The organism is Phascolarctobacterium succinatutens CAG:287, from assembly GCF_000434895.1.
GTDB classification, from domain to species: Bacteria; Bacillota; Negativicutes; order Acidaminococcales; family Acidaminococcaceae; genus Phascolarctobacterium_A; species Phascolarctobacterium_A succinatutens_A.
Window position 1 is genome coordinate 103,822 of record NZ_FR892795.1, and the last position, 23,274, is coordinate 127,095.

The 23,274-nt window shown below is 44.8% G+C and carries 24 protein-coding genes; 11 read left to right on the forward strand and 13 right to left on the reverse strand.

Features of this window, described 5'->3' with window-relative positions; all coding sequences use genetic code 11:
- Window positions 1-24: 24 nt before the first annotated feature.
- The 5 genes from BN587_RS06590 to BN587_RS06610 form a co-directional block, all read right to left on the reverse strand.
- The gene (locus tag BN587_RS06590) at window positions 25-966 is read right to left on the reverse strand and encodes a diacylglycerol/lipid kinase family protein (protein WP_021720351.1); all 942 of its coding nucleotides are present in this window, start codon (window positions 964-966) and stop codon (window positions 25-27) included.
- A 2-nt stretch (window positions 967-968) separates the two neighbouring features.
- Window positions 969-1,406 (reverse strand): GtrA family protein, encoded by a 438-nt coding sequence (locus BN587_RS06595; protein ID WP_021720352.1) that lies wholly within the window; start codon window positions 1,404-1,406, stop codon window positions 969-971.
- Between the two features lie 541 nt (window positions 1,407-1,947).
- Window positions 1,948-2,445 (reverse strand): PepSY domain-containing protein, encoded by a 498-nt coding sequence (locus BN587_RS06600; RefSeq protein WP_021720353.1) that lies wholly within the window; start codon window positions 2,443-2,445, stop codon window positions 1,948-1,950.
- A gap of 609 nt (window positions 2,446-3,054) precedes the next feature.
- Complete coding sequence (locus BN587_RS06605) at window positions 3,055-4,131, reverse strand: alpha/beta hydrolase (protein ID WP_438356936.1); 1,077 nt, start codon at window positions 4,129-4,131, stop codon at window positions 3,055-3,057.
- Window positions 4,132-4,360: 229 nt separating this feature from the next.
- Window positions 4,361-4,873 (reverse strand): cyclophilin-like fold protein, encoded by a 513-nt coding sequence (locus BN587_RS06610; protein WP_021720355.1) that lies wholly within the window; start codon window positions 4,871-4,873, stop codon window positions 4,361-4,363.
- A gap of 189 nt (window positions 4,874-5,062) precedes the next feature.
- On the opposite strand from BN587_RS06610, the gene BN587_RS06615 reads away from it, so the two are divergent.
- The 11 genes from BN587_RS06615 to BN587_RS06665 all read left to right on the forward strand — a co-directional run bounded on the left by BN587_RS06615 (window position 5,063) and on the right by BN587_RS06665 (window position 12,597).
- The gene (locus BN587_RS06615; protein ID WP_021720356.1) at window positions 5,063-5,953 is read left to right on the forward strand and encodes a LysR family transcriptional regulator; all 891 of its coding nucleotides are present in this window, start codon (window positions 5,063-5,065) and stop codon (window positions 5,951-5,953) included.
- Window positions 5,954-6,049: 96 nt separating this feature from the next.
- Window positions 6,050-6,730 carry a flavodoxin family protein gene (locus BN587_RS06620; RefSeq protein ID WP_021720357.1) on the forward strand — a complete coding sequence of 227 codons (681 nt, stop codon included), beginning with the start codon at window positions 6,050-6,052 and terminating at the stop codon, window positions 6,728-6,730.
- Between the two features lie 10 nt (window positions 6,731-6,740).
- Window positions 6,741-7,271 carry a flavodoxin family protein gene (locus BN587_RS06625; RefSeq protein ID WP_021720358.1) on the forward strand — a complete coding sequence of 177 codons (531 nt, stop codon included), beginning with the start codon at window positions 6,741-6,743 and terminating at the stop codon, window positions 7,269-7,271.
- A gap of 115 nt (window positions 7,272-7,386) precedes the next feature.
- Window positions 7,387-7,593, forward strand: a complete 207-nt coding sequence (gene tatA / locus BN587_RS06630; RefSeq protein WP_021720359.1) for a twin-arginine translocase TatA/TatE family subunit — start codon at window positions 7,387-7,389, stop codon at window positions 7,591-7,593.
- Window positions 7,574-8,311, forward strand: coding sequence for a twin-arginine translocase subunit TatC (gene tatC / locus BN587_RS06635; RefSeq protein WP_303684885.1), 738 nt, complete (start codon window positions 7,574-7,576; stop codon window positions 8,309-8,311). Before tatA ends, tatC begins: the two co-directional genes overlap by 20 nt.
- A 92-nt stretch (window positions 8,312-8,403) precedes the next feature.
- The gene (locus BN587_RS06640; RefSeq protein ID WP_021720361.1) at window positions 8,404-9,240 is read left to right on the forward strand and encodes a 4Fe-4S binding protein; all 837 of its coding nucleotides are present in this window, start codon (window positions 8,404-8,406) and stop codon (window positions 9,238-9,240) included.
- Between the two features lies 1 nt (window position 9,241).
- The gene (locus BN587_RS06645) at window positions 9,242-9,517 is read left to right on the forward strand and encodes a hypothetical protein (protein ID WP_021720362.1); all 276 of its coding nucleotides are present in this window, start codon (window positions 9,242-9,244) and stop codon (window positions 9,515-9,517) included.
- The gene (locus BN587_RS06650) at window positions 9,514-10,149 is read left to right on the forward strand and encodes a flavodoxin (RefSeq protein ID WP_021720363.1); all 636 of its coding nucleotides are present in this window, start codon (window positions 9,514-9,516) and stop codon (window positions 10,147-10,149) included. Before BN587_RS06645 ends, BN587_RS06650 begins: the two co-directional genes overlap by 4 nt.
- 20 nt (window positions 10,150-10,169) lie before the next feature.
- Window positions 10,170-10,583, forward strand: coding sequence for a cupin domain-containing protein (locus tag BN587_RS06655; RefSeq protein WP_021720364.1), 414 nt, complete (start codon window positions 10,170-10,172; stop codon window positions 10,581-10,583).
- Between the two features lie 153 nt (window positions 10,584-10,736).
- Entirely contained in the window at window positions 10,737-11,498 is a 762-nt protein-coding gene (locus BN587_RS06660) for a carboxymuconolactone decarboxylase family protein (RefSeq protein ID WP_021720365.1), read from the forward strand.
- A gap of 79 nt (window positions 11,499-11,577) precedes the next feature.
- Complete coding sequence (locus BN587_RS06665) at window positions 11,578-12,597, forward strand: DUF362 domain-containing protein (RefSeq protein WP_021720366.1); 1,020 nt, start codon at window positions 11,578-11,580, stop codon at window positions 12,595-12,597.
- A gap of 49 nt (window positions 12,598-12,646) precedes the next feature.
- Here the strand turns inward: BN587_RS06665 and BN587_RS06670 are convergent, their stop codons facing one another.
- The 8 genes from BN587_RS06670 to BN587_RS06705 form a co-directional block, all read right to left on the reverse strand.
- Window positions 12,647-13,912, reverse strand: a complete 1,266-nt coding sequence (locus BN587_RS06670; RefSeq protein ID WP_021720367.1) for a purple acid phosphatase family protein — start codon at window positions 13,910-13,912, stop codon at window positions 12,647-12,649.
- A 119-nt stretch (window positions 13,913-14,031) separates the two neighbouring features.
- A complete protein-coding gene (locus tag BN587_RS06675; RefSeq protein WP_021720368.1) occupies window positions 14,032-15,201 on the reverse strand; it encodes an iron-containing alcohol dehydrogenase in 1,170 nt (389 codons plus the stop codon).
- A 231-nt stretch (window positions 15,202-15,432) separates the two neighbouring features.
- Window positions 15,433-17,631: a TonB-dependent receptor gene (locus BN587_RS06680; protein WP_021720369.1), complete on the reverse strand. Its 2,199-nt coding sequence runs from the start codon at window positions 17,629-17,631 to the stop codon at window positions 15,433-15,435.
- A 60-nt stretch (window positions 17,632-17,691) separates the two neighbouring features.
- Window positions 17,692-18,474: an ABC transporter ATP-binding protein gene (locus tag BN587_RS06685; protein WP_021720370.1), complete on the reverse strand. Its 783-nt coding sequence runs from the start codon at window positions 18,472-18,474 to the stop codon at window positions 17,692-17,694.
- A complete protein-coding gene (locus BN587_RS06690) occupies window positions 18,471-19,496 on the reverse strand; it encodes a FecCD family ABC transporter permease (protein ID WP_021720371.1) in 1,026 nt (341 codons plus the stop codon). Before BN587_RS06690 ends, BN587_RS06685 begins: the two co-directional genes overlap by 4 nt.
- Window positions 19,496-20,602 carry an ABC transporter substrate-binding protein gene (locus tag BN587_RS06695; RefSeq protein ID WP_021720372.1) on the reverse strand — a complete coding sequence of 369 codons (1,107 nt, stop codon included), beginning with the start codon at window positions 20,600-20,602 and terminating at the stop codon, window positions 19,496-19,498. Before BN587_RS06695 ends, BN587_RS06690 begins: the two co-directional genes overlap by 1 nt.
- Before the next feature lie 41 nt (window positions 20,603-20,643).
- Window positions 20,644-22,251: a hypothetical protein gene (locus BN587_RS06700; RefSeq protein ID WP_044484435.1), complete on the reverse strand. Its 1,608-nt coding sequence runs from the start codon at window positions 22,249-22,251 to the stop codon at window positions 20,644-20,646.
- A 126-nt stretch (window positions 22,252-22,377) separates the two neighbouring features.
- Complete coding sequence (locus BN587_RS06705) at window positions 22,378-23,271, reverse strand: LysR family transcriptional regulator (RefSeq protein ID WP_021720374.1); 894 nt, start codon at window positions 23,269-23,271, stop codon at window positions 22,378-22,380.
- Between the last annotated feature and the right edge of the window lie 3 nt (window positions 23,272-23,274).

The following is a 23,274-nucleotide window of genomic DNA, read 5'->3' on the forward strand; positions in this document are numbered from 1 at the left end:
ATTCACCTTACACCATTTCCTTGCTTACGCCAAAAACTTAATCGGCTCGGACTCCATCTCAATTAAAAGCGGAGCCGTTGTTACAGCATCTCCGTCAAGCTCTGCTGCAAAATTCTCTTCATTGCAGCGTATTTCCATCTTCTTCGCGGTACGGATAATAATATCATTATCTAACGTCAGCGCCTCCATAGCAATACAAGCCGCATAACGGATAAAATCGCCGCGCTTATCCCCGGTAAACAGCGCCGCATGTAAAAGAGACGATGACAGCGACGCACCGTTAAAGAGGTTATAACGTCCTGCATAATAGCGGCTCTTGCCTACAATAACAGAGGTTGCATCATACCACTGTTCTTCATCATCAAAGCGCACCTGAAAACGATAGCGCCAGTTGTTGAACAGCAGCTCCTTACGCATAATCTCTGTTCCCTGCCAAACATAAGCAAGCTTGTTGAGCAGCTTTTTCTCCTTTTCGGTCACCTTGTCTACAACAAGGGAATCAAAGCCTATACCGGCAACCGTCAAAAAGACGTTGCCGTTGGCGCGTCCCAGATAAACAGGCACCTCTATACCTTTGGATACTCGTTTAAACCACTTATGCGGGTCCGCCTTAAGCAGCAGCTCCTTAGCCACCAGATTTACCGTACCGGCAGGAAAAACGCTGATATAAGGCACATACTTGCGATTAGCCAGCTGTTCAATCATAGCCCTGATGGTTCCGTCACCGCCGGCAATTATCACCCAGTCAACCTTTTCCTCAACTATTTCCGCAGCAATCTGCGGTATCTGGTCAAAGAAGCGGATATCTCGCATTTCTGCATTTTTAGGTCCTACTAATTCCTTCACCAGCTTATAGGTTTCATTCACCTTAGCCATCATGCTGGCAAAAAGCTGCTTACCGGAATTACGGTTATATAAAAGCACAACCTTTTTAAATTTTTTTACGTCTACATATTCTCCAGGCATATCTAACTCCTAAAAATCCATTTTTTACGTGAGAGATAGTTCCATACAACAACAATACAGCTTGTCAGCACCTTAGACAGCATCGGCTGCCAGTCAAGCAGGCTGACAAAAATATACATCAGCAGCAGGTTAAAGGCCAAGCCTATACAACTTACCAAAAACACCATGCTAAGCTCCTTGCCGCGTTTATAACGGCTGCCGCTGTCAAAAACCAGAACATTGCCCAAGAAATAATGATACAGTGTTGCCAGACAAAAGGATAAGGCTGTTGCCAGCATGGTCAGCAGTGTAAGGCTCAGGCCACTTAAAAGATAGTGGAAGAAAAGGTAGAACAAGGCCCACTCCACCAAGGCCGCCGTACCGCCGACAAACAGATACAGCAAAAGCTTAATCAGCTCGCTGTCCGTATAATCAACACCAAATAATATTTTCCTGCGCATAGCGTACTCCAGTCATAGTATAATAGCATATTATATCACCTTTAAGCGAAGTTTTCAAAGCTTTCCGGTAGGAGATGCTGATGGTGCCAGATTTATATATTTATAAAATTGTTGAAAAAAGATACACTGCCCGCTCCTTTTGTATAGCAGCATGACGCAGTAAAGAGCGTAACCATCATCGAATTCAAAGATGGCAAGCAGGCTTACCGTACAACAGTAAAACCATGATTCCCCTCTCAATATCGGTTCTCCCAGCGGATTTGTGAAAAAAAGTGAGGCTATCATACACTTTTAGTGATAGCCTCACTTTTATTTCAGATACTTAATATAAAAAATTTCTATTTTATCAAAGTGAAATGCATCCATCTTGTAGTACAAATACGATGCACAACACCAGAAATAATCAACAGCTCCTTATTATTGCCTTGTAGCTTTTTAATGGCATCTGAATTTAACTCAAAATCAAGAATATAAATTACAAAAACAGAGCGATGCTTTCGCACCGCTCTAAAAAATTAAAAAAACTTATAGAAAATTATTCTTAAAGGCTGTATTTTACCTCTTTATCCAGCACTACACCAGTTTCCGGATTAACATTCATCTCACCACGCAAACCAGAGGCACTGAATTTCACTTCATATTCATATAATCCATGTTCTCTGTCCAATTTCAGTTCATAAATCGACACGTCACCAACTTCTTTAGCAACAATTGCTTTTACATCATCTTTGGACAAGATTACATTAGCGCTGCCGCCCAACGCTTTTCTTTCCATATTATATTCTTTGATTTTACCATTTATTTGATATACATCAATTTCATATTTTGTCTGAGTAGCAGTATCAAAAAACTCCACTTCATAATATGGTTGCATTTTTTGCATTTCTGCTTCAGTATGCAGGTAAGTACTACCTGAGGGAACTTGTTTTTGCGCAATTGCACGAGCTTCGTCCGCACTAATCAGATTAGCAGCAAATGCTGTAGCAGAAATTGCCAAAACAGTCAGTGAGCCAGTAATAATAGCTGTTAATTTTTTCATGAGATAAACCTCCTTCAATGTGAAAAGTTACACTATATTTAAAGTATACTAAATTTCTAGGATTTGTATTGTGAAGTTTTTGTGACTTTTTTTAGAAGCTCCAACGCACGCCAGCGTGAAAATCCCAGTTCTTTTTGTTTCAAGGCAAGAATATATAAAACAAATGCTGCCCCGTTTTTGTAGTATGTGTTGGGAGTTAACATTCACCACTAAGCTTCCATTTTCCTCTTGACTTATAGTATACTTCAGGTATTAAAATATAAGTAACCAAATTTTAGAAAGAATACAACCAAAAGCCCGACGCTCCTGCAGTACTCGGCTAACGGCATCAAGCTTTTAGCTGACGCTATCAAACGCGCAGGCTCTGTCGAACCGGCTAAGGTTGCCAAGGCGCTGGCTGAAACAAAATCATTCAGTGCTGTTACCGGCTCTCTCGGCCTAAACGAAAAGCATGACGCAGTAAAGAGCGTAACAATCATCGAATTCAAAGATGGCAAACAGGCTTACCGCACAACTGTAAAACCCTGATTTCCCTCTCATATCGGTTCTCCCGGCAGATTCATAAAAAAGTGAGGCTATCACACACTCTGGTGTGATAGCCTCACTTTTTTATTTCAGATACTTCATATAGAAAGCTTCTATTTTATCAAAAGGAATTACGTCCATCTTGTAATATAAATCTGTATGTACTGCCCCCGGAATAATCAAAAGCTCTTTATTATTTCCTTGCAGCTTTTTAAAAGCATCTTCGCTAAAATAACGCGAATGCGCCTTTTCCCCATGAATCATCAGCACAGCACTTTCAATCTCATCACTATAAGAAAGCAGCGGCATATTCATGAATGCAGTTAAGGAACTGAGCGTTGCACCTGTCGTCGAACCAAAGGAACGTGGGCTGTATCCAAGCTTTTCCTGATAATAATCGTGATAATCCTTTACAAACCCCAGAGTTTTCTCATCTACTTCCGTAGGTACGCCGCCTGCCATTTTATAAGTGCCTGTTTTATAGTCGATGGTACGCTGCTCGTTGACCTGCTTACGCAAAGCCTTACGTTCTTTTTTTAGCGCTGATGCATCCTTTTCATAATCAAAATAACCGTTGGCAATCACGCGGCTCATATCATACATCGTCGAAGTCACAGTTGCCTTAATGCGCGTATCCATTGCTGCAGCGTTCAACGCAAAACCTCCCCAGCCGCAGATACCAAGAATACCAATTTTTTCCGCATTAACATTTTCCTGTACAGAAAGAAAATCTACTGCTGCAGAAAAATCTTCCGTATTAATATCCGGTGAAGTAGTATTACGCGGTGCGCCTGCACTTTCACCTGTAAAAGAAGGGTCAAAGGCGATGGTTAAAAAGCCACGTGCAGCCATTTCCTGCGCATAACGGCCGCTAACCTGTTCTTTTACTGCGCCATAAGGACCAGCTACAGCAATGGCAGCTAGCTTATCGCCTTTTTTCATTGTTTTTGGCGTATACATATCGGCCACGAGCGTAATTCCATAACGGTTATGGAACGTTACTTTATGGTGGTTGACATTTTTGTTTTCCGCAAAGGTTTTATCCCAGACATTAGAAAGCTTCTCTGCTTTAATCGTTTCCGCAGGTGCCTTGCTCGGCGCGTTCACATCTTGCGCTGCTAAAGCAGTGCTTCCACAAGTCATAACAGCTCCACAAGCCATAAGCAGCAAAGTATTTTTTAATCGTTTACTTATTTTCATAGGTCTATTCCTCCTTATCTTTCACTGAAAATAATATACTATTGGGAGTTAACTCTAAGTCAAGAACAAAATTTTCGAACTGCAATTTTTTCTTGACTTAGAGCCTGCTCGAAGTATTAAACTAAAAAAGCTTAATTTCTTGTATTATCCAAAGAAGCTTTTTCTCTTGCTGGATTTACAGTTACCTTAATTAGTGCTCTATACTAAAATTTACTTTAAAATCGCTTTGCTGCGTACTCAAAATATCTAGTCCCTGTTCAACGTGTCCCAGATAAACCAAATCATTCGTATATCTGAAATCCTCATAAAACACACTTATATTACCCCATGGAACATAAATACACACATCTCCGGCCTTCGGAGCATGCCCTCTTGGCGCTCCGTCACCAGTAAGCTTATTTTTAAAATAGCCAATCTTTTCGGTATGATTAAAATCACTCATGGTTATCTCTGCGGGAAGCATATCAATTAAACGCTTCGCTGCCGCATTATCCGCAAGTGCTACAACAATATTTTTACTATCAACCTGCAGCTTCAGCTTGATTCCTTGCGCTGCAGCCTGTGACTGCTGCGTTTTATTTTGAGCAGTCTGCACTTTCGGTACAGGATCCTGAACTGCTTTACTATCAGGTGCATCCGCACCGGCGCAGCCGCTTATAAGCAATGTTACAGCTAAAGCTGTAGAAGCCAATAATTTTTTCATAGTAAACCTCCTTGCAGACATCATTATGTAAAACAGGATTTACCCTTCACCGATAATTATACTAACAGTCTAAATACGCGTCCAATACCTATAATAATTGCCGTTGCATGCTTTTTTTGCATAATCAGCAAGGCTACGTTATAATAATGCCAAAAATTACAAGCATATCGATAGAAAGGAGCCGACGCTATGAACTTTCGTATTCTCAACTATTTTCTGACTGTCGCGCACGAAAAAAATATCACTAAAGCAGCTGAAATCCTGCACATCACGCAGCCTACTTTAAGCAGACAGCTCATGCAGCTGGAAACAGCGCTGGGCGTCAAGCTTTTCGACCGTGACAAGCATAAATTTGCGCTCACGCCATCGGGGCAATTCCTCGTTGAACGCGCCCGCGAAATCCTGAATATGGTGGAAAAAACTACGCTCGACATTCAGGAACAGGAACACAACCTCGCTGGCAGCATTGCTATGGGCGCAGGCGAATACCAGGCCACAGAGGTACTCGCCAAGCTTATCGGCGGTTTTCAAAAGCAGTACGCTGCTGTAAGCTTTGAGCTTTTCACAAGCTCTTCTGACCTTTTGCACGATAAGCTTGACAAAGGCCTTTTAGACGTCGCCATCCTGCAGGCTCCTGTCGATACGACGAACTACGACTACCTGCGCCTGCCCATCAGAGAAACCTGGTGCGTACTCATGCGCAGTGATGCGCCTCTCGCCAGCAAGAACGCCATCACTGCCAGCGATTTAAGCGGTCTACCCATAATTTTGCCTGCACGCCTACAGGCACGCAGCGAAATTTTCAACTGGCTCAGCGGTGACATTGCTAAGATGCGTTTTATTGGCAACAGTAATCTTTTAGCCAATACTGCCGTCTTTGTTGAGCAGTGCGGTTATTATGGCATCTCCGTCCAAATGCCTCTGCTCGACGAGAAGCGTTTTACCTATCGCCCACTTACCCCTGCACTGCATAGCGATATTCTGCTTGTTTGGCGTCGTGACAGACAGCAAAGTCTCGCACTGCAAAAATTTCTTCAGTTCGCAAAATGCTTTTTAAGCATAGAACAAGCGCCAATATAAGTATTAGACATTTTCCCTGCAAGCTATATAATTTTAGGCAGATAACAGAGCGTTATCTGCCTTTTCTTTTTATGTTTTTGTGAGGAGGAACTTACCATGAACCGACGAGATTTTATCAAGGTTGCCGTAGCAGGCTTCGGCACTGTACTCTCCAGCGGTGCCGCTATCAATATGCTGAATACAAAGTCTGTACCAGAAACTGCTCCTATAGCAGAGGCAGCTCCGCAGGCTGCTGACGGCAAGCAGAACGTTGTTGTTATCACCGGCAGTCCGCATAAAGCAGGTACCTCTGCCCTGCTGGCTGATAAATTTATTGAAGGAGTGCAGCAAAACGGTCATCATGTCTTCCGTTTCAATGCTGCCTTTGAGGATATTCATCCCTGCCGCGCCTGCAATGCCTGCAACCGTAACGGCAAATGTATTTTAAACGATGCTATTGAGCAAAAGCTCATGCCAGAGCTGCTCAAGGCAGACATCATCGTACTCATCACGCCGCTTTATTATTACGGCATGTCCACGCAGCTCAAAACAGTACTCGACCGCTTCTATTCCCACGTGCGCAGCTTCGACGGCAAAAAATCCTTGCTGCTCACCACCGCCTACAACAGTGCGAACTGGACGTTTGAAGCCCTCGTTGAGCATTATCAGACCTTAGTGAAATATATGCAGTGGCATGATTTAGGCATGGTTCTCGGCTACGGCTGTGGCTCACGCTATAGCATTGAACGCAGTGATTTTCCCAACCAAGCCTTAAAGCTTGGTCAGAGCATCAAATAGGAGGCAGAATATGAATATCGTAGTTTTAACCGGCAGTCCGCATAGAAACGGCACCACCTCTGTTCTTACAGAAGAGTTTATCAAGGGCGCAGAAAGCAAGGGACACAATGTATTGCGCTTCGACGCCGCCTTTCATGACATTCATCCCTGTCAGGGCTGTGACGCCTGCGGCATGAATGGTCCCTGCGTACAGAAGGACGACATCGAAAACGACCTCATCATGCGCCTTGTCGACGCTGATTTAATTGCGCTCATCTCACCTGTTTATTATTGGCACGTTTCTGCCCAGCTCAAAACCTGCATTGACCGCTTCTATGCGCGCACCGGCCGCATCAGCGGCAAGCAGAGCGTGCTGCTCGCCGCAGCAGGCAGCGACGTTCCCTGGGCTATGGACTGCCTAAACAAATATTACGCCACACTCTCGAGCTATATGCGTTGGCAAAACCGTGGCACAGTGTTCGCGCCCAACTGCAAAACGCGCGCAGAAATTCTCAAGACTAATTATCCGCAGGCAGCCTATGACCTTGGCTATAAGCTATAAAAATGCTTGGCCGATAGTTAGATTTCTTTTAACGTTCACTTTTGAACGTTCACTTGATTTGGAGTTCTCTACAACCGTTAAAATAAAAACATATCATTAAAGGAGGTTTTTTCTTATGTTTGGTTTAGGCTTACCCGAATTACTTCTCATTCTCGTTATTGGTTTAATTTTCTTCGGTCCAGGCAAACTGCCGGATATCGGTAAGGCCTTAGGCAAAAGTATGCGTGAGTTCAAGCAGGCCGTAAACGAAGCTGACCCCAACAAGGAAGCGCTCCCCGCAGCCAAGGCAGAAGAACAAAATGATGCTGGACAAGCAAAATAATTATCTGCCTGTCGAAGCGTCGCTCGATAAAGACATGACGCTCACAGAACATCTGGCGGAGCTGCGCAGCTGCCTGCTCAAGGCTCTTGCTGCCCTAGTTATTGGCACTGCTAGCAGCGTCTATTTTTTGCAGGACATCACGGACGTGCTCACAAGCGCTGCGAAGGAGCTGTATTATATGCGCCCTGCCGAAGCCTTCATGATTTATATGAAGGTAGCGCTGCTCAGCGGTCTATTGCTTGCTTCGCCCTTCATGCTTTATGAGCTCTACGCCTTCGTCCGCCCGGCGCTGACATGGCGTGAGCGCAAATTCACGCTCATCTGCCTTCCGCTCGCGCTACTGCTCTTTATCGCAGGCATGTTATTTTCTTACAGCTTCGTCTTTCCGCGCGGTCTGGAATTTTTTCTCGGCTTTGCCGCAGGCAAGGTCAATCCGCTGATTTCTATGGAAAGCTACCTGGACTTTCTGCTTATGCTGGTTGTTCCCTTCGGCTTTGCCTTCACCGTGCCTGTGATTCTCACGCTGCTAGCTTATCTGGGCCTCATAAGCTCCAGGCTCTTGATGAAATTCCAGCGCCACGTTATTCTGGTCGCCTTCATCATCGCCGGAGTTATCACGCCCACGCCTGATATTATCACGCAGACTCTGCTCGCCGTACCGATGATTCTGCTCTATGAGGTGAGCATTGTCATTATCCGCTATCTGCTTAAGCGCTAAGCCTATAGCAGACGTAAGCTATAGTTTTCTAAGACAAGCTTATTGACTTAGAGTTATCTCTAAATATTACACTAACAAAGGAGCGATCACCAATGCAGAATCCGGCTTATAACCTACGGCGCGTCGCTAGTTATCTTCTCGGCTTTGTGCTCTTTTACGAGCCCTTCATGCTGTTCAACCAGCTTGCGAGCACCTTCTTCGTCGATACAAGCTTCAGCTCTATACACGTGCCCTGCGCCCGCATACCACTGGCAAGCATCGTCACCGGCGATTGGCAGTACGCAAGCCCCATTTCGCTTTTCTTCTGTCTGCTGTTGGCTGTAAGCTCGCTGTGGCTCGGCCCGCTGTTCTGCGGCAGGCTCTGTCCTGCTGGCGCCTTCAGCGAATTTTTAGGCAGCCTGCTGCCAGATAAATATAAAATTGACTGGCCAACACTCGTGCCTATTCTGCCACTGCGCTACGGCTTTTTTGTCGGCTTTCTCTTTTCTATCTGGCTCGGCTTCGGCCTGCCCTGCATCTACTGTAATTACTATTCTCTGGAAATTTTCGTCAACCTGTTTATCACAGGGCAGCTGCTCAATAGCCTTGCGTCCCTCTTTGCCACCTTCTTTCTAGCAAACATATTCTTCGGCTTATTCACAAAAGGCGGCCGCGGCTATTGTTTGTTGCTCTGCCCTGTTGGTACATATAATTCTTTCTTCCACCTTTTAGGACGATTCATTCCTGGCGCCTTCAATATGCAGGTACGCAAAGCAGCCTGCGTTGGCTGCACAAAATGTGAGCATGGCTGCCCCATGCGTGCGATAACCATGCACGAACGCCAAGCAACGATTGACAGACGACTTTGCATCATCTGCGGCAAGTGCGCGCACGGCTGTCCGAAACAAGCTATCTGCTATCAAAGCAATCTGGCGAAGGAGAAAGAGTAAGATGAGCACAACTGATAAAGCGCTTCATGACAACAAATTATCTCAGCTCGCTCTCGGCGGCGGTGCTGCTGCCAGCATCCTCCTGCCCCAGGCTGTTACGAAGGCTATGCCACAGCTTTTCGCCAGCATTGCGCCCGTCACGGCACAGACACTGCCCTATTGCACAGGCGTGTGCGGTAGCTGCGGTGGAAGCTGCGTGGGGAGCGTGGGCGTTATGGCTTTTCTTGCTATCTTAGCTAAATATAAACATCAATCATACAAGGAGGATTCAATATGAACAGACGCGACTTTTTAAAACTCGCAGGCGTTAGCCTTCTGAGCCTTGCAGCATTAACTATGGGCTGCGGTTCGTTCAACGCTGCTAAAGCAGACGCACCTGCGCCTAAAGTAAAACAATCCACTAGTGAAGGAGCATCACAAAACATGAATAATGGTAAAAAAATCTTAGTAGCCTATTTTTCCTGGAGCGGCAACACCAAAGCTGTTGCTGAAGAAATCCATAAACAGGTCGGCGGCGACATCGTAGAAATCGTGCCCGCAACTCCGTACTCCGAAACCTATAGCGTCACCGTCGCCAAAGCCAAAGCAGAACAGGCAGCCAACGCCCGTCCTGCCATCAGCACAAAAATTGCTGATTTCGACAAATACGACGTTGTTTTCCTTGGTTATCCCAACTGGTGGGGCAGCTTCCCCATGCCTGTTGCCACCTTCGTAGAAACCTATAAATTGGACGGCAAAACCGTTGCTCCCTTCTTCACCCACGGCGGCGGTGGCGAACAGCGCTGCCTAAGCGATTTGCAGAAGCTGACACCTAATGCCAAATTCACCCAAGATCTTGTTCTCTCCGGCAGCAGCGCCAAGAACGCCCAAGGTCAAATCAAAAGCTGGCTTGACAGCTTGCAATTCTAATTTTTAAAGGAGCGATAACAATGACAGAAGAAAAATTTTTCACCGTATTCCCAACAGGGCCTAAAAACGATGCTTATGCAAAATATTTCGTAGGCCAAAGCTATCTTAATATGCTTTCTCTCGACCAGGTTGTCATCGGCAACGTCACCTTTGAACCGGGCTGCCGCAACAACTGGCATATTCACCACGCCGATAAAGGCGGCGGGCAGATTCTGCTTGTCACCGGCGGTCGTGGCTACTACCAGGAATGGGGCAAGCCTGCCCGTGAGCTGCATACCGGTGATGTAGTCAACATCCCCGCCGGAGTTAAGCATTGGCACGGCGCCGCCCCCACCAGCTGGTTTGCGCACCTCGCCATCGAGGTTCCGGGCGAAAACACCAAAAGCGAATGGTGCGAGCCTGTGGATGCAGAGGAATATAATAAGCTGAAATAAACCCGCTGTCACCTTCAGTGATATCTTCCCTTACAGACAGACAAGTCGCTCAACACTAATTTACTGAAATGAGAATCACCAATGAAAGACATCTCAAAAATTATACTCACTGCATTTCTTTCATGCACTTTACTTTTAGGAGGCACCACCGCTATGGCACAAACACGTGAAACAGCAGCAAATACTGCTGCTCAAAGCTTGTTCACCAAAAATGATCCTACTGATATTAAAAACGAACCGGAGCTTTCCGCTATCAGCAAAAAGTTTATCTATCACGATATCAATAAGCAGATTAAGCTCAGTACCGCCAAACAGGAGCTGCTGACGCTCGTTGTTCTCACTGCCAACAACACACCGGAGGATATTCCTGCCCACGTCGAAGGCGCTCTCAGAGCAGGTGCAACGCCGGAGCAGATACACGAAAGCATTTTCCATTGCACGCCATACGTTGGTCTGCCAAAGGTAAAAACAGCACTGGAACGCGTTAACCAGGTTATGGAAATGCTCAACATCAAGCCCTGCGCTCCTGCCGGAACAACTACCGATGAAACACGCCACGACGCAGGCCTTGCCGTACAGCGTGCCATCTTCGGCGCAGAAAACATTGATAAGATGAACGCTAGTGCTCCTGCTGACCAAAAACACATTAATGACTACCTCAGCGCCAATTGCTTCGGTGATTACTACACCAGAAAAATTATGGATGTCAAAGAGCGTGAGCTGATCACATTTACAGCAATCGTTACTCTCGGCGGATGCGAACCGCAGGCCAAGGCACACGCCGCCGCCAATATCTCCGTCGGCAACTCCCGTCAGGATTTGCTGGATGCGCTCACCATTGCCCTTCCCTACATCGGCTATCCGCGTACCTTAAATGGGCTTGGCTGTGTAAACGCTGTCGCTCCGAGTAAATAAGTCCCCAAAATTTTCTTGACTTAAACCATACTCCAAGTAGTAAAATATTCTTGATTAATTTACTTAGGAGGTAGCACACATGAAAAGACGCGATTTTCTTAAAGCCGCAGGCGTTGCTGCCGTAGGTTTAGCAGCAGGAGGCACATTAAACTTGGATAAAGCATTTGCACAGGCTCCCGTAGTCGGCAGCCAAAGAGTAATCAAAACAGCAGATGGCGCAGGCTCTCACGCCAAAGTATACTTTACCAAACACATTGATGCAGAGCATATCATCCAATTATATGACCTAATCAACGAAAGTATTTACGGCAAGGTAGCTATCAAGCTGCACACCGGCGAAAAGCACGGCCCCAACATTCTGCCGCGCGAGCTGGTCAAAGCGCTGCAGCAGCAAATCCCCAACAGCACCATCGTAGAAACCAACACGCTCTATCAGGGTGACCGCTACACCACCGAAAAGCATCTTGATACCTTAAAGGTTAACGGCTGGACCTTCTGCCCTGTTGATATCATGGACGCAGAAGGCACCATCAATCTGCCTGTACGCCATGGTAAGCACTTTAAGGAAGTATCCATGGGCAAAAACATCGTCAACTACGATTCCATGCTCGTTTTAACACACTTCAAGGGTCACGCTATGGGCGGCTTCGGTGGCTCCATGAAAAACCTTGCTATCGGCTGCGCTGATGGACGCATCGGCAAGGCACAGGTTCACGGCGTGGATAAGGACAACCTGCCCGAGGACTGGAACGTATGGCCCGGCAAGGAACTGCTCATGGAAAATATGGCTGAATCCGCTAAGGCTACCATTGATTTCTTCGGCAAGCACATCGTTTACATCAACGTTCTGCGTCGCATGTCCGTTGACTGCGACTGCGCCGGCTTAAGTGCAGCAGAACCGACCATTCCGGATATCGGCATTCTCGCTTCTACCGACATTCTGGCTATCGACCAGGCGTCCGTTGACCTCGTATATGCCAAGGAAAGCAACCATGACCTCGTTGAACGCATGGAAAGCCGTCACGGCCTGCACCAGCTCACCGCTATGCGCGAGCTGAAAATGGGCAATGACAAATATGAACTGATTGAGCTTGATTAACCGTAAGTAAAAAGGCTGTCGCACTACGATGATGCGACAGCCTTTTTGCTTATTTGGTTAATTTCACTTCGTCAAACTGCTTGCCATCCGGCAAAAAAGCTTTAAAATCCAGACTTTTCTCATCGGCCGTCAGCGTCATATAGTTGGCAGTTTCCGGCTTCGGCGCTGTTGCCGCATCCCACGCAAAATCTCCCCACAGCTTAGGATAGCGCACATCGCCGGCCACACCTGTCAGAATATAGGTAATACCGCTTCCCTGCGGTGCAGGCGCAAAGTTCTGCAGCGGCACACGGCGGCGATAGGTATGCAGGTGCGCCGTCAGCACTGCGTCAACCTTGTATTTTTCCAACACAGGCATCAACTGATAGCTGAAATCAAGAAATTGTGTCTTGGTCTGCGCTCTGCCGGACTCCGGCCCAAAGCCGTAGAGAAAGATATCGCGGTGCATCAAAGCAACCTTCCACAGTGCCTTGCTCGCCGCCAAATCCTTTTCCAGCCATTGCAGCTCATCTGCCAGCAGATCAGGCTGAAAATTTTTCATCTCCGGAAAGTTGGTATCAAGCACAACAAAATGCACAGGACCATAATCAAAGCTGTAAAACTGATTAGGATACTTAGCCAAGCCGTTTTGCGGTACATTGAACAAATGCGTATAGCTTTCAGGCAGGCATTCCTTCCACTCCAGACTGTACGCTTCATGATTGCCGATAATCGGTGCCAGCGGCACAGCATCACTGAACACGCTCACGCTGTTGAACCAGGCACGCCATTGGCTTGCATCCTGTCCGTTGTCCACCAAATCTCCCATATTCACGTAAAACGCACTCTGCGGATGGCGCTTGTACGCTTCACGCGCCAGCTGCTGCCAGCCACTGTAATCAGCGCTTTGCGAATCCGGGAAAATTAAAGCAGTAAAGCCTGCGCCCTTTTCCGTCTGCAGCTTGTGCCAACGTCCTTTATTCTGCGCTGTGTTGATGCGATATTCATAGGCACTGCCCGGCACCAGGCCGCTAAGACGTGCAGTATATTGAATAATACTGTTTTTATCCGTAAAGCTGCTGTCTGTTGCCTGCACTGCCTGTATGTCCTTGTCGTCCTGCAAGCGATATTCAAGCGTATAGGGCTGCTTAACCTTTGCTTCCCACATAATTGTGCGCCCTGTTTTGTTATCTGCAGCGACAAGCTGACGCGGATTGGTAATGGCAACGGCGGTATCACTGCCCTGCACTTCGCTGTCAGCATTTTTAGCACAGCCGCTTAAAGCTACCGCTACGAAGCACAATATAAAAAGTAAAAGCTTAATTTTCTTGCTCATGCTCTGCTTCCTCTCATGTTACTTTATTTAAGTATAGCATAACACATGGAGTTCAGTCGAAGTCAAGCGCAAAAGAAAACAGCTGCCTTACGCCAAGGCAGCTGCTTAAATTTTTTATTTTAGAAGGTGACAGGCGTGCCATAATAAGCACACAGCAGAACCTCTTTCATCTGTTCCTTATCAATCTGACGCGGGTTCGAACCAGTGCAGGGGTCAAGCACAGCATTCGCCGCGATTGTATCGGCATGCTCCCGCAGTACCTCTTCGCTGACACCATTTTCTTTATATGTCTGCGCAATATCCAGCTTCTTATTCAAAGCCTTAATCGAATCTATAAGAGCGTTCGTCAGCTGCGCATCAGTATTGCCTGTTAAACCCAAATGACGGGCAATTACAGCGTAACGGTCAGCGCACACCTTAGCGTTAAACTCAATAACCGACGGCAGCAGAATCGCGTTACAGCAGCCATGCGGAATATGGAACACAGCGCCTGTCTTATGTGCCAAGCTATGAGCAATACCCAGCAGCGCATTAGAAAAGGCCATGCCTGCCATACACTGTGCAATATGCATCTTTTCACGAGCTGCTTTATCGCCATAATAGCTGGCAACAAGGCTGTCATAAATATCGCTGATTGCCTGCAAGGCCAAAGCATCAGAGAAATTGCTGCGAGCTGTAGCAACATAAGCCTCGATAGCATGCGTCAGCGCATCCATACCTGTATGCGCCGTCAGCTTCTTAGGCATGGTCAGCGGAATATCTGTATCAAGAATTGCGATATCCGGCGTAATCTCAAAATCAGCCAGAGGATATTTAATATCAGTTTTATAATCTGTAATTACAGAGAAGGCTGTTACCTCCGTTGCCGTGCCGCTAGTGGACGGAATAGCTACAAAAATAGCCTTGTTACGCAACACCGGAATAGTAAACGGATCCTTGATGTTTTCAAAGGTTTTTTCCGGATGCTCATAGAAAACCCACATAGCCTTAGCCGCATCAATCGGCGAGCCGCCGCCGATCGCCACAATTACATCAGGCTCAAAGGCACGCATGGCTTCAGCACCACGAAATACAGTTTCAATGGACGGATCAGGCTCTATACCTTCAAACAGCTGCGTCTCTATGCCAATGTTATGCAGCACATCCTCAACCTTTTGCAAAAAACCGCCACGCTTCATAGAACTGCCGCCAGTGAAAATCATTGCTTTTTTATGCCCCTTAAGCGCCTTCAGCTCACTGATTGCACCAGCACCATAATAAATATCACGCGGTAAAGTAAATCTTGCCATAATGCGCACCTCCTAATATTATACACTCAAGAAACTTACATTTCTTATTAGTATATTATAGCACTACTTCCGTTTCAAATTAGTGATAAAATTGAGAATTTTTCCTAGATACCATATAGCGATAATATATAGGCATAAAAAACAGCAGCCACAACACTGGATACATATCACACCAAAGTGTTTTAGCTGCTGTTTTCGTATATGAGATGAAGTTAAGTATGATGAGCTTAATTAAAATTCAAATTCTGCAGAAAGCATGAAGGAACGCGGATTGTTGAGCATGAATTTATTATTTTGACCAGCTTGAGCAATCCAATGGCTATCATTAGCCACATTATAGCAGGCAGCAATAAATTTAACAGGTATACCATTAATTTTAGCTTTATGACTAGCAAACAAGTCCAAAGTAACATGTGAAGGAATATCGAGCACCTTTGCAGTCTGATTAACAATATATTTACCTGTACCTGTATAGCTTAAGCGACCAGTAAAACTGGTATCCTCATCAGGCGTATATTCCAAGCCCCAAATACCACTCCATTTTACAGAACCATGTGTCGGCAAACCTTCAAATTTAGCATTTGAAGATTTTTCCTGTTTAGCATTCAGCCATTCAAAGCCGCCAAAGGTATTCCATTTATCAGCCAGCTTCGCATCAACACTGAAATCAACGCCTTTAAAATGATTCTTACCATTATTGCTTAACCAATACTTAGTTGGATCCGTAGTATCTTTAGTTTTGAGCTGATTTGGCTGTGTCATATCAAAATAAGCCAAGCTTAAAGAAAGATTTTCATTAGGTTTAGCTTTAATACCAAACTCAGTATTTTTCAGTTTTACCGCATCTAAATACTGATTAGCATTGAGCGCATTGCCGCCATCAGATTCAACAAAGCTACCGCGATTTTTTGCAACTGCATGAGCAGCATAAAGCGATAAAGTATCTGTCGGTGCGTAAGAGATACCGTATGTCGGTGCCCAATTGTCATCCTTTATCCGATCTGCCGTACCAATATAATTGCCATGACGACGAGCAACTGCACCTACCAGTGTCAGCTTACCAAGCTCAATCTTATCCATGATATTCAAGGTCACATCAGTCTCTTCATGGTTCAGCTTCTTCTTTAATTTATCAGATTCATCAGCATCATAGATTCCCGGCTTAAAAATAAGTCCTGTATAAATGTTGCCAGTGGTACCTAAATCCTTTCTCTGCTTTCCATCCTGATAATATTTTCGGTGAGAGCGATCGACTGAAACAACCACATTATGCTTGGCCACGCCTGTCATAAAATCGCCCTTTAAGCCAGTCTGCAAATACTGGTTTTGGATATGAATATAATCAGACCAAGGATATGCGCTCTTATTCATAACATTTCCATTTACATCAATTGTAAATTCCGATTTATAAATAAAACGACGTACAACAGACTGATTTATACCAGAATTGAGAAACCAATTAATATGCTCGCCCAGTTTTTTCTGATGATTAAGTGTCAGCATATAGCCATTGGTATCCTGATGCATCACATTAGGATCATCAATGCTCTTACTAGCATCAGGAGCATCAGGAATTTTTGTAACCGAGCCATCTAATGAAAAACGACGTTCTGCACCCATAAGCTTTTGGTCATAATAACCGCCAAAAACGTTGGTCTTTGTTTTCTCGCCTTCATAGCTGATATTAGCAAATAAGTTTTTCTTTCTCTGTCCAGCACCAGAAATAGCCAAGCCGCCATCATCATATTGGCCATAAATTCTTACACCGATGTTACGGTCTTTGCCGAAGCGTTGGCTGATATCAAGATATTCACCGTAGTCGCCATGACCGCCAAAGGTCTGAGTATATTTAATAAAGTCATCCTCGCCGGCACGTTTGGTATTCAAATAAATAGCACCTGGAGTTGAGCCAGCAGTTTTAGGAGTCTGAAAAGACTGCGTTGAACCGTTCAATGTAGCGGCAGGACCAATCATGGCATCTATGCTACCAACGGTATTCGTAATCGGACCTGTAGCCATAACAAAGAAGCCAGGAATATTATTTAAATAATAAGACGAAGCATTCGTATACACGCCACGAATAGAAAAGTCTGTTTTAATCGGGGAAGTACCTGTGCGAATTGCAGGCACGTTGGAAAGAACAGTATCCAAATCCTGATTAGGCATGGCCATCTTGCTGACAGTATCTTCAGTGATACTCTGGACAGTAAACGGTGCCTTAATAACCTCTGTTTCACCTAAAAGACCTACTCTGGAGGAATCGTTGTTAAAACCACCCGGCAAAGGAGTTTTGTGGTTACGGGAGCTTTCAACAACCATCTCATCCAGATTGAAAGTTTCAATGGTTTCTGCGCTTACAGGAGCAGCACTCACGCCAAGAATAAGTGAGCACATGATACTGCTTAAAAGCAATTTTTTTCTCTTCGACATTCTGATACACCTCTTAATCATCAACTTTATAAAATTTATATGTGAGAGTGAAACAATAAGCTAGTAGGGAACACAAATAGTTCTTTGCTGCTCCGACAAATACAGCAGCTTTATTTTCAGCTTATAAATCTCCTCTAACGCTGACTCTGTTAATACATCACGCACTTCGCCAACCTCAAGTCCATCGGGCTTTAAAATCGCCGTCTTGCTGCCCAGATAAAAAGCCTGGTCAGGCATATGTGTTGTTAAAATAACAGCTATTCCTCTTTGTGACAGCTTCTGTACCATTTGCAGTACGCGGAACTGATTACCGTAATCAAGATGATTTGTCGGTTCATCCATAATAACCAGCTGCGGCTGCTGCACAATAGCACGGGCAATTACAGCCTGTCGTTGCTGTCCGCCGCTCAAAGTATTGAATGAACGGTCACGCAAATGATAAATGCCTAAATCAGTCAAGACCTCATCAGTCAACTCGTAATCCTTTTGTTTAGGCTTGGTAAAAACGCCAAGATGCGGTGCTCTTCCCATAACAACATAATCACGCACCAGAAACGAGTAAGCAGTATTTTGTACCTGAGGCACATAACCGATCTGTGCAGTAAACTCTTTCTGATTTTCATAAGGCGTATATTCATCACCTTCGTCCGTAATAAGACGTACATCACCGCCGGCTAATGGTTTAAAAAATCCTATCAAGGTACGTAAAAGAGTTGTTTTACCAATACCGTTACTGCCTAGAATCGTCATAACTTCACCCTTGTTAAGCGTAAAGCTTACGTTCTGCCATAAAGGTGACTGCTCATTATAGGCAAATGCTAAATTATTTACAATTAACTTCATGATAACGCCAACCTTTGTCTTAACAAGAGATAGAAGTAAAACGGAGCACCAATCAGACCGGTAAGAATACTTAAGGGAATTTCCGCACTCATCGACGCACGTGAAATAGTATCAACAGCCAACATGAAAAATGCTCCCAGAACAATCGCTAACGGCAGCAGACGCTGGTTATTTGGGCCGACAAGCATTCTGGAAAAATGCGGAATAACAAGACCAACCCAACCGATGGTACCGCTAATGCACACCGAGCAGGCTGTCAGAACAGTCGCACACAGAATAATAGCGTAACGCAGCCAGCCGGCGTCACGTCCCAGCATATGTACCTCTTCATCGGAAAGCGTCAGGATATTCATACGCCAACGAATGACCAGCATAAACACAAGACAAATTACAATAGGTATTCCGCTGGAAAAAATATTCTCCCAAGTTACGCTAACTAGGGAACCAAGCTGCCAATAGGTTATTTCCGGCAGCTGTGTTTCGCTGTCTGCAAGGTATTTTATAATACCCAGCAAAGCATTCATCAGACCGGAAACGATAAGGCCGGACAAAACAAGCATAACTATCGAATTTTTACCGATAATACGCGGAATAATAACAGCGCAACCCACTGCAAGCATACCACCCACAAAGGCTCCCATCTGGACAAAGGTACTGCCTAAGCCAAACAATATGCAAAGCGACGCACCAACGCAGGCACCGGAGGATACACCCAGCATATCCGGCGCTACAAGCGGATTTTTAAAAACACTTTGATAAGCAGCACCGGAAAGCGATAACGCCGCACCAATCAAAATTGCTGCCAGTACACGCGGCAGACGCAGCGTATAGATAACGCTCGCTGCCTGGTCGCTCCAGCTTTGCTCTACCGGCACAACATAAGAACACAGGATTTTAAAGACATCCATCGGCGCAATATGAAGACGTCCCATTCCCAGGCTCACTACTACCATCAAAAACAGTAATATGCAAAATACAAGCATAATTACCGTATAATTTGCTTTACTTGCTTCTATCTGCATCAGAATAACAGCTTACTGTTTTTATTAGCTTCATCAGCAAAAATTTGCGCCATATCTGCTTCTGAAATATTGTAGTGCATAAATTCCTCATAGAATTTTTTTGCATCTGCACGCACATCCAGCTCCTTGAACAATTCCGGCTGCAGCACGTGCGCCAGCCATTCCATCATGAGCGGGGTTTCTACACCCGGAGCATCCCAACGGTAAATACCCATAGGCACCTTATATACTCGCTTCTCCTGTACCGCTTTCACCGTGCTCCAGTCCTGACCGGGAATTTTATTATCATACAAATCGTCAGGCACAAATTTATCAAAATTACTCAGCAAAATAATATCCGGATTCTGTTTATATATCTCTTCCATAGCAATTGTCTGCTCTCTACCGCCATTTACTTGGCCATACGGATTCTCTCCACCGCCAATACGAATAGCCTCATGCATGAAGTTATCATTACCCTGCAAGCGCAGCTTGGCGTTACGCAGGAACAAAACAGTTGGCTTATCAGTCTTTTCCCAAGCTTGTTTCGCAATTATTTTTTTATTAGTTGTATCGTAATATTCGTTAATCTTTGCAGCACGTTCTTCTTTGCCTAAAAGCTTGCCGATAATTAAAAAGCTTTTCTTCAGGTTTTCTACGGTGTCATTGTAAATCAGTAATGTCGGAATCCCCACCTTAGTCAGCTTTTCCGCATCCTTATCCTGATATTGCCATAAAACAGCAGTATCAATACCGGCTTGCGCTGCACTTTCAATGTTAACAGAAAAATTTTGTGCAATAATTTTAGTATCTAACTGTGCGAAATGCTTATCTCTATTTTCTAAAAACTTTCCTTTATAAGCTGACATCGCAGCAGGGTGAATTGCTGCCAAACGCTCAGAGCTGCCATCAATGGCATAAATAACGCTAGCCCACGGAATAGGCACAACAGCAATACGCTTCACATCCTGCGGTACGCTTACTTCTCTGCCCTTCAAATCCGTAACTATTTTCGTTGCCTGCTTGGTATCTGGTTTTTTATCGGCATTATTACCACACCCTGCCAACGCTCCCACTAAAGCTAATGCTGCCAGCGCAGCGGCAGTCAATTTTTTCCAGTTTTTCATAGAAAAGCTCCTTTCACTTCACTCAACCTCATACTCAAAAATTATTTTACCAGCAGCTTAAGCTGCTCAGCTATATTCTTGCCTAAAGCACCGCTGCCGGCAGTGCAGGCACTGCGGCCGGAAATAACACCCCATGGCAACGGTATATGTTTTTTCGTCTCTGCTCCGACAGAGCTCATTATATCCGCTAACAACGTATCGGCAAATACGATATCTGCATCCTCCCACAAATCCTGTAAGGCTGTTAAGCTGTCTAAAATAATCAGCCATTTATCAGCACCCGGAGTATTACGGTATAATTTGCGGCTGGCAACGCCCGTACATAGCGTAGCCAACTGTATATGATGAAAGCCTTCATGCCAAAGCGCATGTGCCAATCCCATCGTCTGCATAGGATCACCTATAAATAACAACTTGCGTTTATCCGTTTCCTCTATGCTGTAGTTATGAATACATAGCTGACGTATCTCATTATATTCTGTCTTGCACAGCTCCTGCACATTTTTTCGCCACATCTTCATAGCGTGTTCTCCTACCGGACATGATAGCAGCAGAGGTACAGCATATTTTTCGTTCAGCACACGCGCAGCCGCTATACCGGCAGTTGATACAACCCAGCACAAAGCAGGTTTGCCGGCAGCTTTTTCGCCAACAAACCGTGGCTCATAGCCCATACTTCTAATATAGGCAAAGCATTCTGCATACTGCTCTCTTTCGCCGCAAAGAAGAGGACTATATCCTAAAATCAGTATCTCGCGAGCAGGCTTTATATACAGCTCCTGCTCTTCCTCTACTAAAAGCTCCTGCGCACAGCTTACGCCATATACAGCATCATTAAAACCATCCATATCAAAGCTTCGTGTTTTCAAATTATTTTCCATTGAATTTGCCACCCAATTGCCGTCAAAGCCAATAAAAGCTGCTACTGCAGAGCTGATAAGATTCAACGATTTATATTTTCCGTCTGACATCAGTTCACTGCACTGCTTAACACAATTATCTTCTATACCATAAATAAAATCCTGCTTTTTTGTTTCCAGAACATATACTCCCTGCGTTTGCTCCAGTAAATCGCCATCGCGCAGACAAGCCCGGCAGCCGCTGGGAGCTACCAAGACCTTTGCCTCATTTGCAGGCAAAGTATCTATAACCCCGGCAACATCCGTAGCTAAAGGCGGCAGCTGATACAGGTTATGACTTATGCAACCATTTTCCTCCGGCAACTCAGCCATAAACTCGTAGACAGGCTTAAAATGCCTTATGTCCATCTTACCCAAAGGCCCACGAAAGAAGTAGCGTACCATAACACCGGTTGCTTCAGAAAGACTGCTCTCCAGATAATCAAAATCAAGTCTTGTCAAGATATCCAGACAGTTCAAATATAATACGACAACCTGCACACCGTTCACCGCTGCGGCCCGTTTTATAACGCGCGTAATTTTTTCTTCGGCGGTTCCCATAGTATAATCATCATCTGTCATCCGGCAAAGCATAAGCTGCTGCAGCTTGCCCTGCTCTACGGCACGATAATAAAGCTCCCGCAAGCATGGACCTGAACCGGCAGCAACTAACATTACATCCTTTCGCTGCCACAAAACATCAGAGGGAGGTTTTGGCATATTAAACTCCATAGTCTTGATTGGCTTCATTACTTTCACTTCTTTCGTGCTATTTTCTATTAACATTCTATCACATTTGCATTGCTAATAATAATTAATGTTACTAAAGCCTTGATTCAATTATATTGAACCAAGGCTCCGTTTCTTCAAAATAATTTAATTATCAATTTTATACTGCTCCAACAGCTGAAAAAATAATTTCAAGGGCGGGCTAAGCCATTTATCCTTACGATAAGCATACACCGCATGAATCGGCTCAAACTTTTTATCTATAGGAATTTCTGCCAACACATCTTTGTCCAATTCCTCTTGAATGGTAAACTTGGGCAAAAAGCAGATACCCATATCATTCTTCACTAAATTTTTTATCGTCTGTGTACCGCGAATTTCAATCGTCGATCCCATAGTAAAATTTTTGCTTTTGATATATTCATCGAATCTTTTACGCACCCTGCCTACTGCAGGCTGGCAAATACGTGCTAACGAGCTGAAATCCTGATTAGGCGTAATAAAATCACTGTACAGCTTTTTGATTTTTGGTGAAGCAAACATCACGAAATCAAAATCTTTATATGGTACAACCTTTATCGTAGTATCATCTACAGGCAAATCATAAAAAATCCCAATATCAGTTTTATTTTCTCTTATAGCCCTATACACCGAAGTACTGGTCATAGAATCAAGGTAAATATGCACACGCGGTGCCTGCTTACGAAATTCGCGCAAAATCTTCGGCAGATGGAAGCACAAAAGCGATTCTGGCGCAGCAATACGTATATCTCCCTGGCACTCTTCAATAACACTGCGAAAGCTTTTCATATTATTAACAGACTGCAGCACATTTTCTACGTAAGGCACCAGTTCCTGTCCTGCCTTAGTCAAAACCATATGTCTGCCTGCTTTTTCGAAAAGCTGCACACCAAGCTCCTTCTCCAGCTGACTAACATGAAACGTAATCGTTGACTGCGTATAGCATAATTTTTCCGCTGCTTTATTAAAGCCCCCGGCTTCTACAATAGTGTGAAAGGTATTAATATAACGTAAATCCATACT

What these genes read in the sequence shown, in the direction of transcription:
- BN587_RS06590 (WP_021720351.1), bottom strand. Translation starts at nt 966, where the DNA reads ATGCCTGGAGAATATGTAGACGTAAAAAAATTTAAAAAGGTTGTGCTT.
- BN587_RS06595 (WP_021720352.1), bottom strand. Translation starts at nt 1,406, where the DNA reads ATGCGCAGGAAAATATTATTTGGTGTTGATTATACGGACAGCGAGCTG.
- BN587_RS06600 (WP_021720353.1), bottom strand. Translation starts at nt 2,445, where the DNA reads ATGAAAAAATTAACAGCTATTATTACTGGCTCACTGACTGTTTTGGCA.
- BN587_RS06605 (WP_438356936.1), bottom strand. Translation starts at nt 4,131, where the DNA reads ATGGCTTGTGGAGCTGTTATGACTTGTGGAAGCACTGCTTTAGCAGCG.
- BN587_RS06610 (WP_021720355.1), bottom strand. Translation starts at nt 4,873, where the DNA reads ATGAAAAAATTATTGGCTTCTACAGCTTTAGCTGTAACATTGCTTATA.
- BN587_RS06615 (WP_021720356.1), top strand. Translation starts at nt 5,063, where the DNA reads ATGAACTTTCGTATTCTCAACTATTTTCTGACTGTCGCGCACGAAAAA.
- BN587_RS06620 (WP_021720357.1), top strand. Translation starts at nt 6,050, where the DNA reads ATGAACCGACGAGATTTTATCAAGGTTGCCGTAGCAGGCTTCGGCACT.
- BN587_RS06625 (WP_021720358.1), top strand. Translation starts at nt 6,741, where the DNA reads ATGAATATCGTAGTTTTAACCGGCAGTCCGCATAGAAACGGCACCACC.
- tatA (WP_021720359.1), top strand. Translation starts at nt 7,387, where the DNA reads ATGTTTGGTTTAGGCTTACCCGAATTACTTCTCATTCTCGTTATTGGT.
- tatC (WP_303684885.1), top strand. Translation starts at nt 7,574, where the DNA reads ATGCTGGACAAGCAAAATAATTATCTGCCTGTCGAAGCGTCGCTCGAT.
- BN587_RS06640 (WP_021720361.1), top strand. Translation starts at nt 8,404, where the DNA reads ATGCAGAATCCGGCTTATAACCTACGGCGCGTCGCTAGTTATCTTCTC.
- BN587_RS06645 (WP_021720362.1), top strand. Translation starts at nt 9,242, where the DNA reads ATGAGCACAACTGATAAAGCGCTTCATGACAACAAATTATCTCAGCTC.
- BN587_RS06650 (WP_021720363.1), top strand. Translation starts at nt 9,514, where the DNA reads ATGAACAGACGCGACTTTTTAAAACTCGCAGGCGTTAGCCTTCTGAGC.
- BN587_RS06655 (WP_021720364.1), top strand. Translation starts at nt 10,170, where the DNA reads ATGACAGAAGAAAAATTTTTCACCGTATTCCCAACAGGGCCTAAAAAC.
- BN587_RS06660 (WP_021720365.1), top strand. Translation starts at nt 10,737, where the DNA reads ATGGCACAAACACGTGAAACAGCAGCAAATACTGCTGCTCAAAGCTTG.
- BN587_RS06665 (WP_021720366.1), top strand. Translation starts at nt 11,578, where the DNA reads ATGAAAAGACGCGATTTTCTTAAAGCCGCAGGCGTTGCTGCCGTAGGT.
- BN587_RS06670 (WP_021720367.1), bottom strand. Translation starts at nt 13,912, where the DNA reads ATGAGCAAGAAAATTAAGCTTTTACTTTTTATATTGTGCTTCGTAGCG.
- BN587_RS06675 (WP_021720368.1), bottom strand. Translation starts at nt 15,201, where the DNA reads ATGGCAAGATTTACTTTACCGCGTGATATTTATTATGGTGCTGGTGCA.
- BN587_RS06680 (WP_021720369.1), bottom strand. Translation starts at nt 17,631, where the DNA reads ATGTCGAAGAGAAAAAAATTGCTTTTAAGCAGTATCATGTGCTCACTT.
- BN587_RS06685 (WP_021720370.1), bottom strand. Translation starts at nt 18,474, where the DNA reads ATGAAGTTAATTGTAAATAATTTAGCATTTGCCTATAATGAGCAGTCA.
- BN587_RS06690 (WP_021720371.1), bottom strand. Translation starts at nt 19,496, where the DNA reads ATGCAGATAGAAGCAAGTAAAGCAAATTATACGGTAATTATGCTTGTA.
- BN587_RS06695 (WP_021720372.1), bottom strand. Translation starts at nt 20,602, where the DNA reads ATGAAAAACTGGAAAAAATTGACTGCCGCTGCGCTGGCAGCATTAGCT.
- BN587_RS06700 (WP_044484435.1), bottom strand. Translation starts at nt 22,251, where the DNA reads ATGAAGCCAATCAAGACTATGGAGTTTAATATGCCAAAACCTCCCTCT.
- BN587_RS06705 (WP_021720374.1), bottom strand. Translation starts at nt 23,271, where the DNA reads ATGGATTTACGTTATATTAATACCTTTCACACTATTGTAGAAGCCGGG.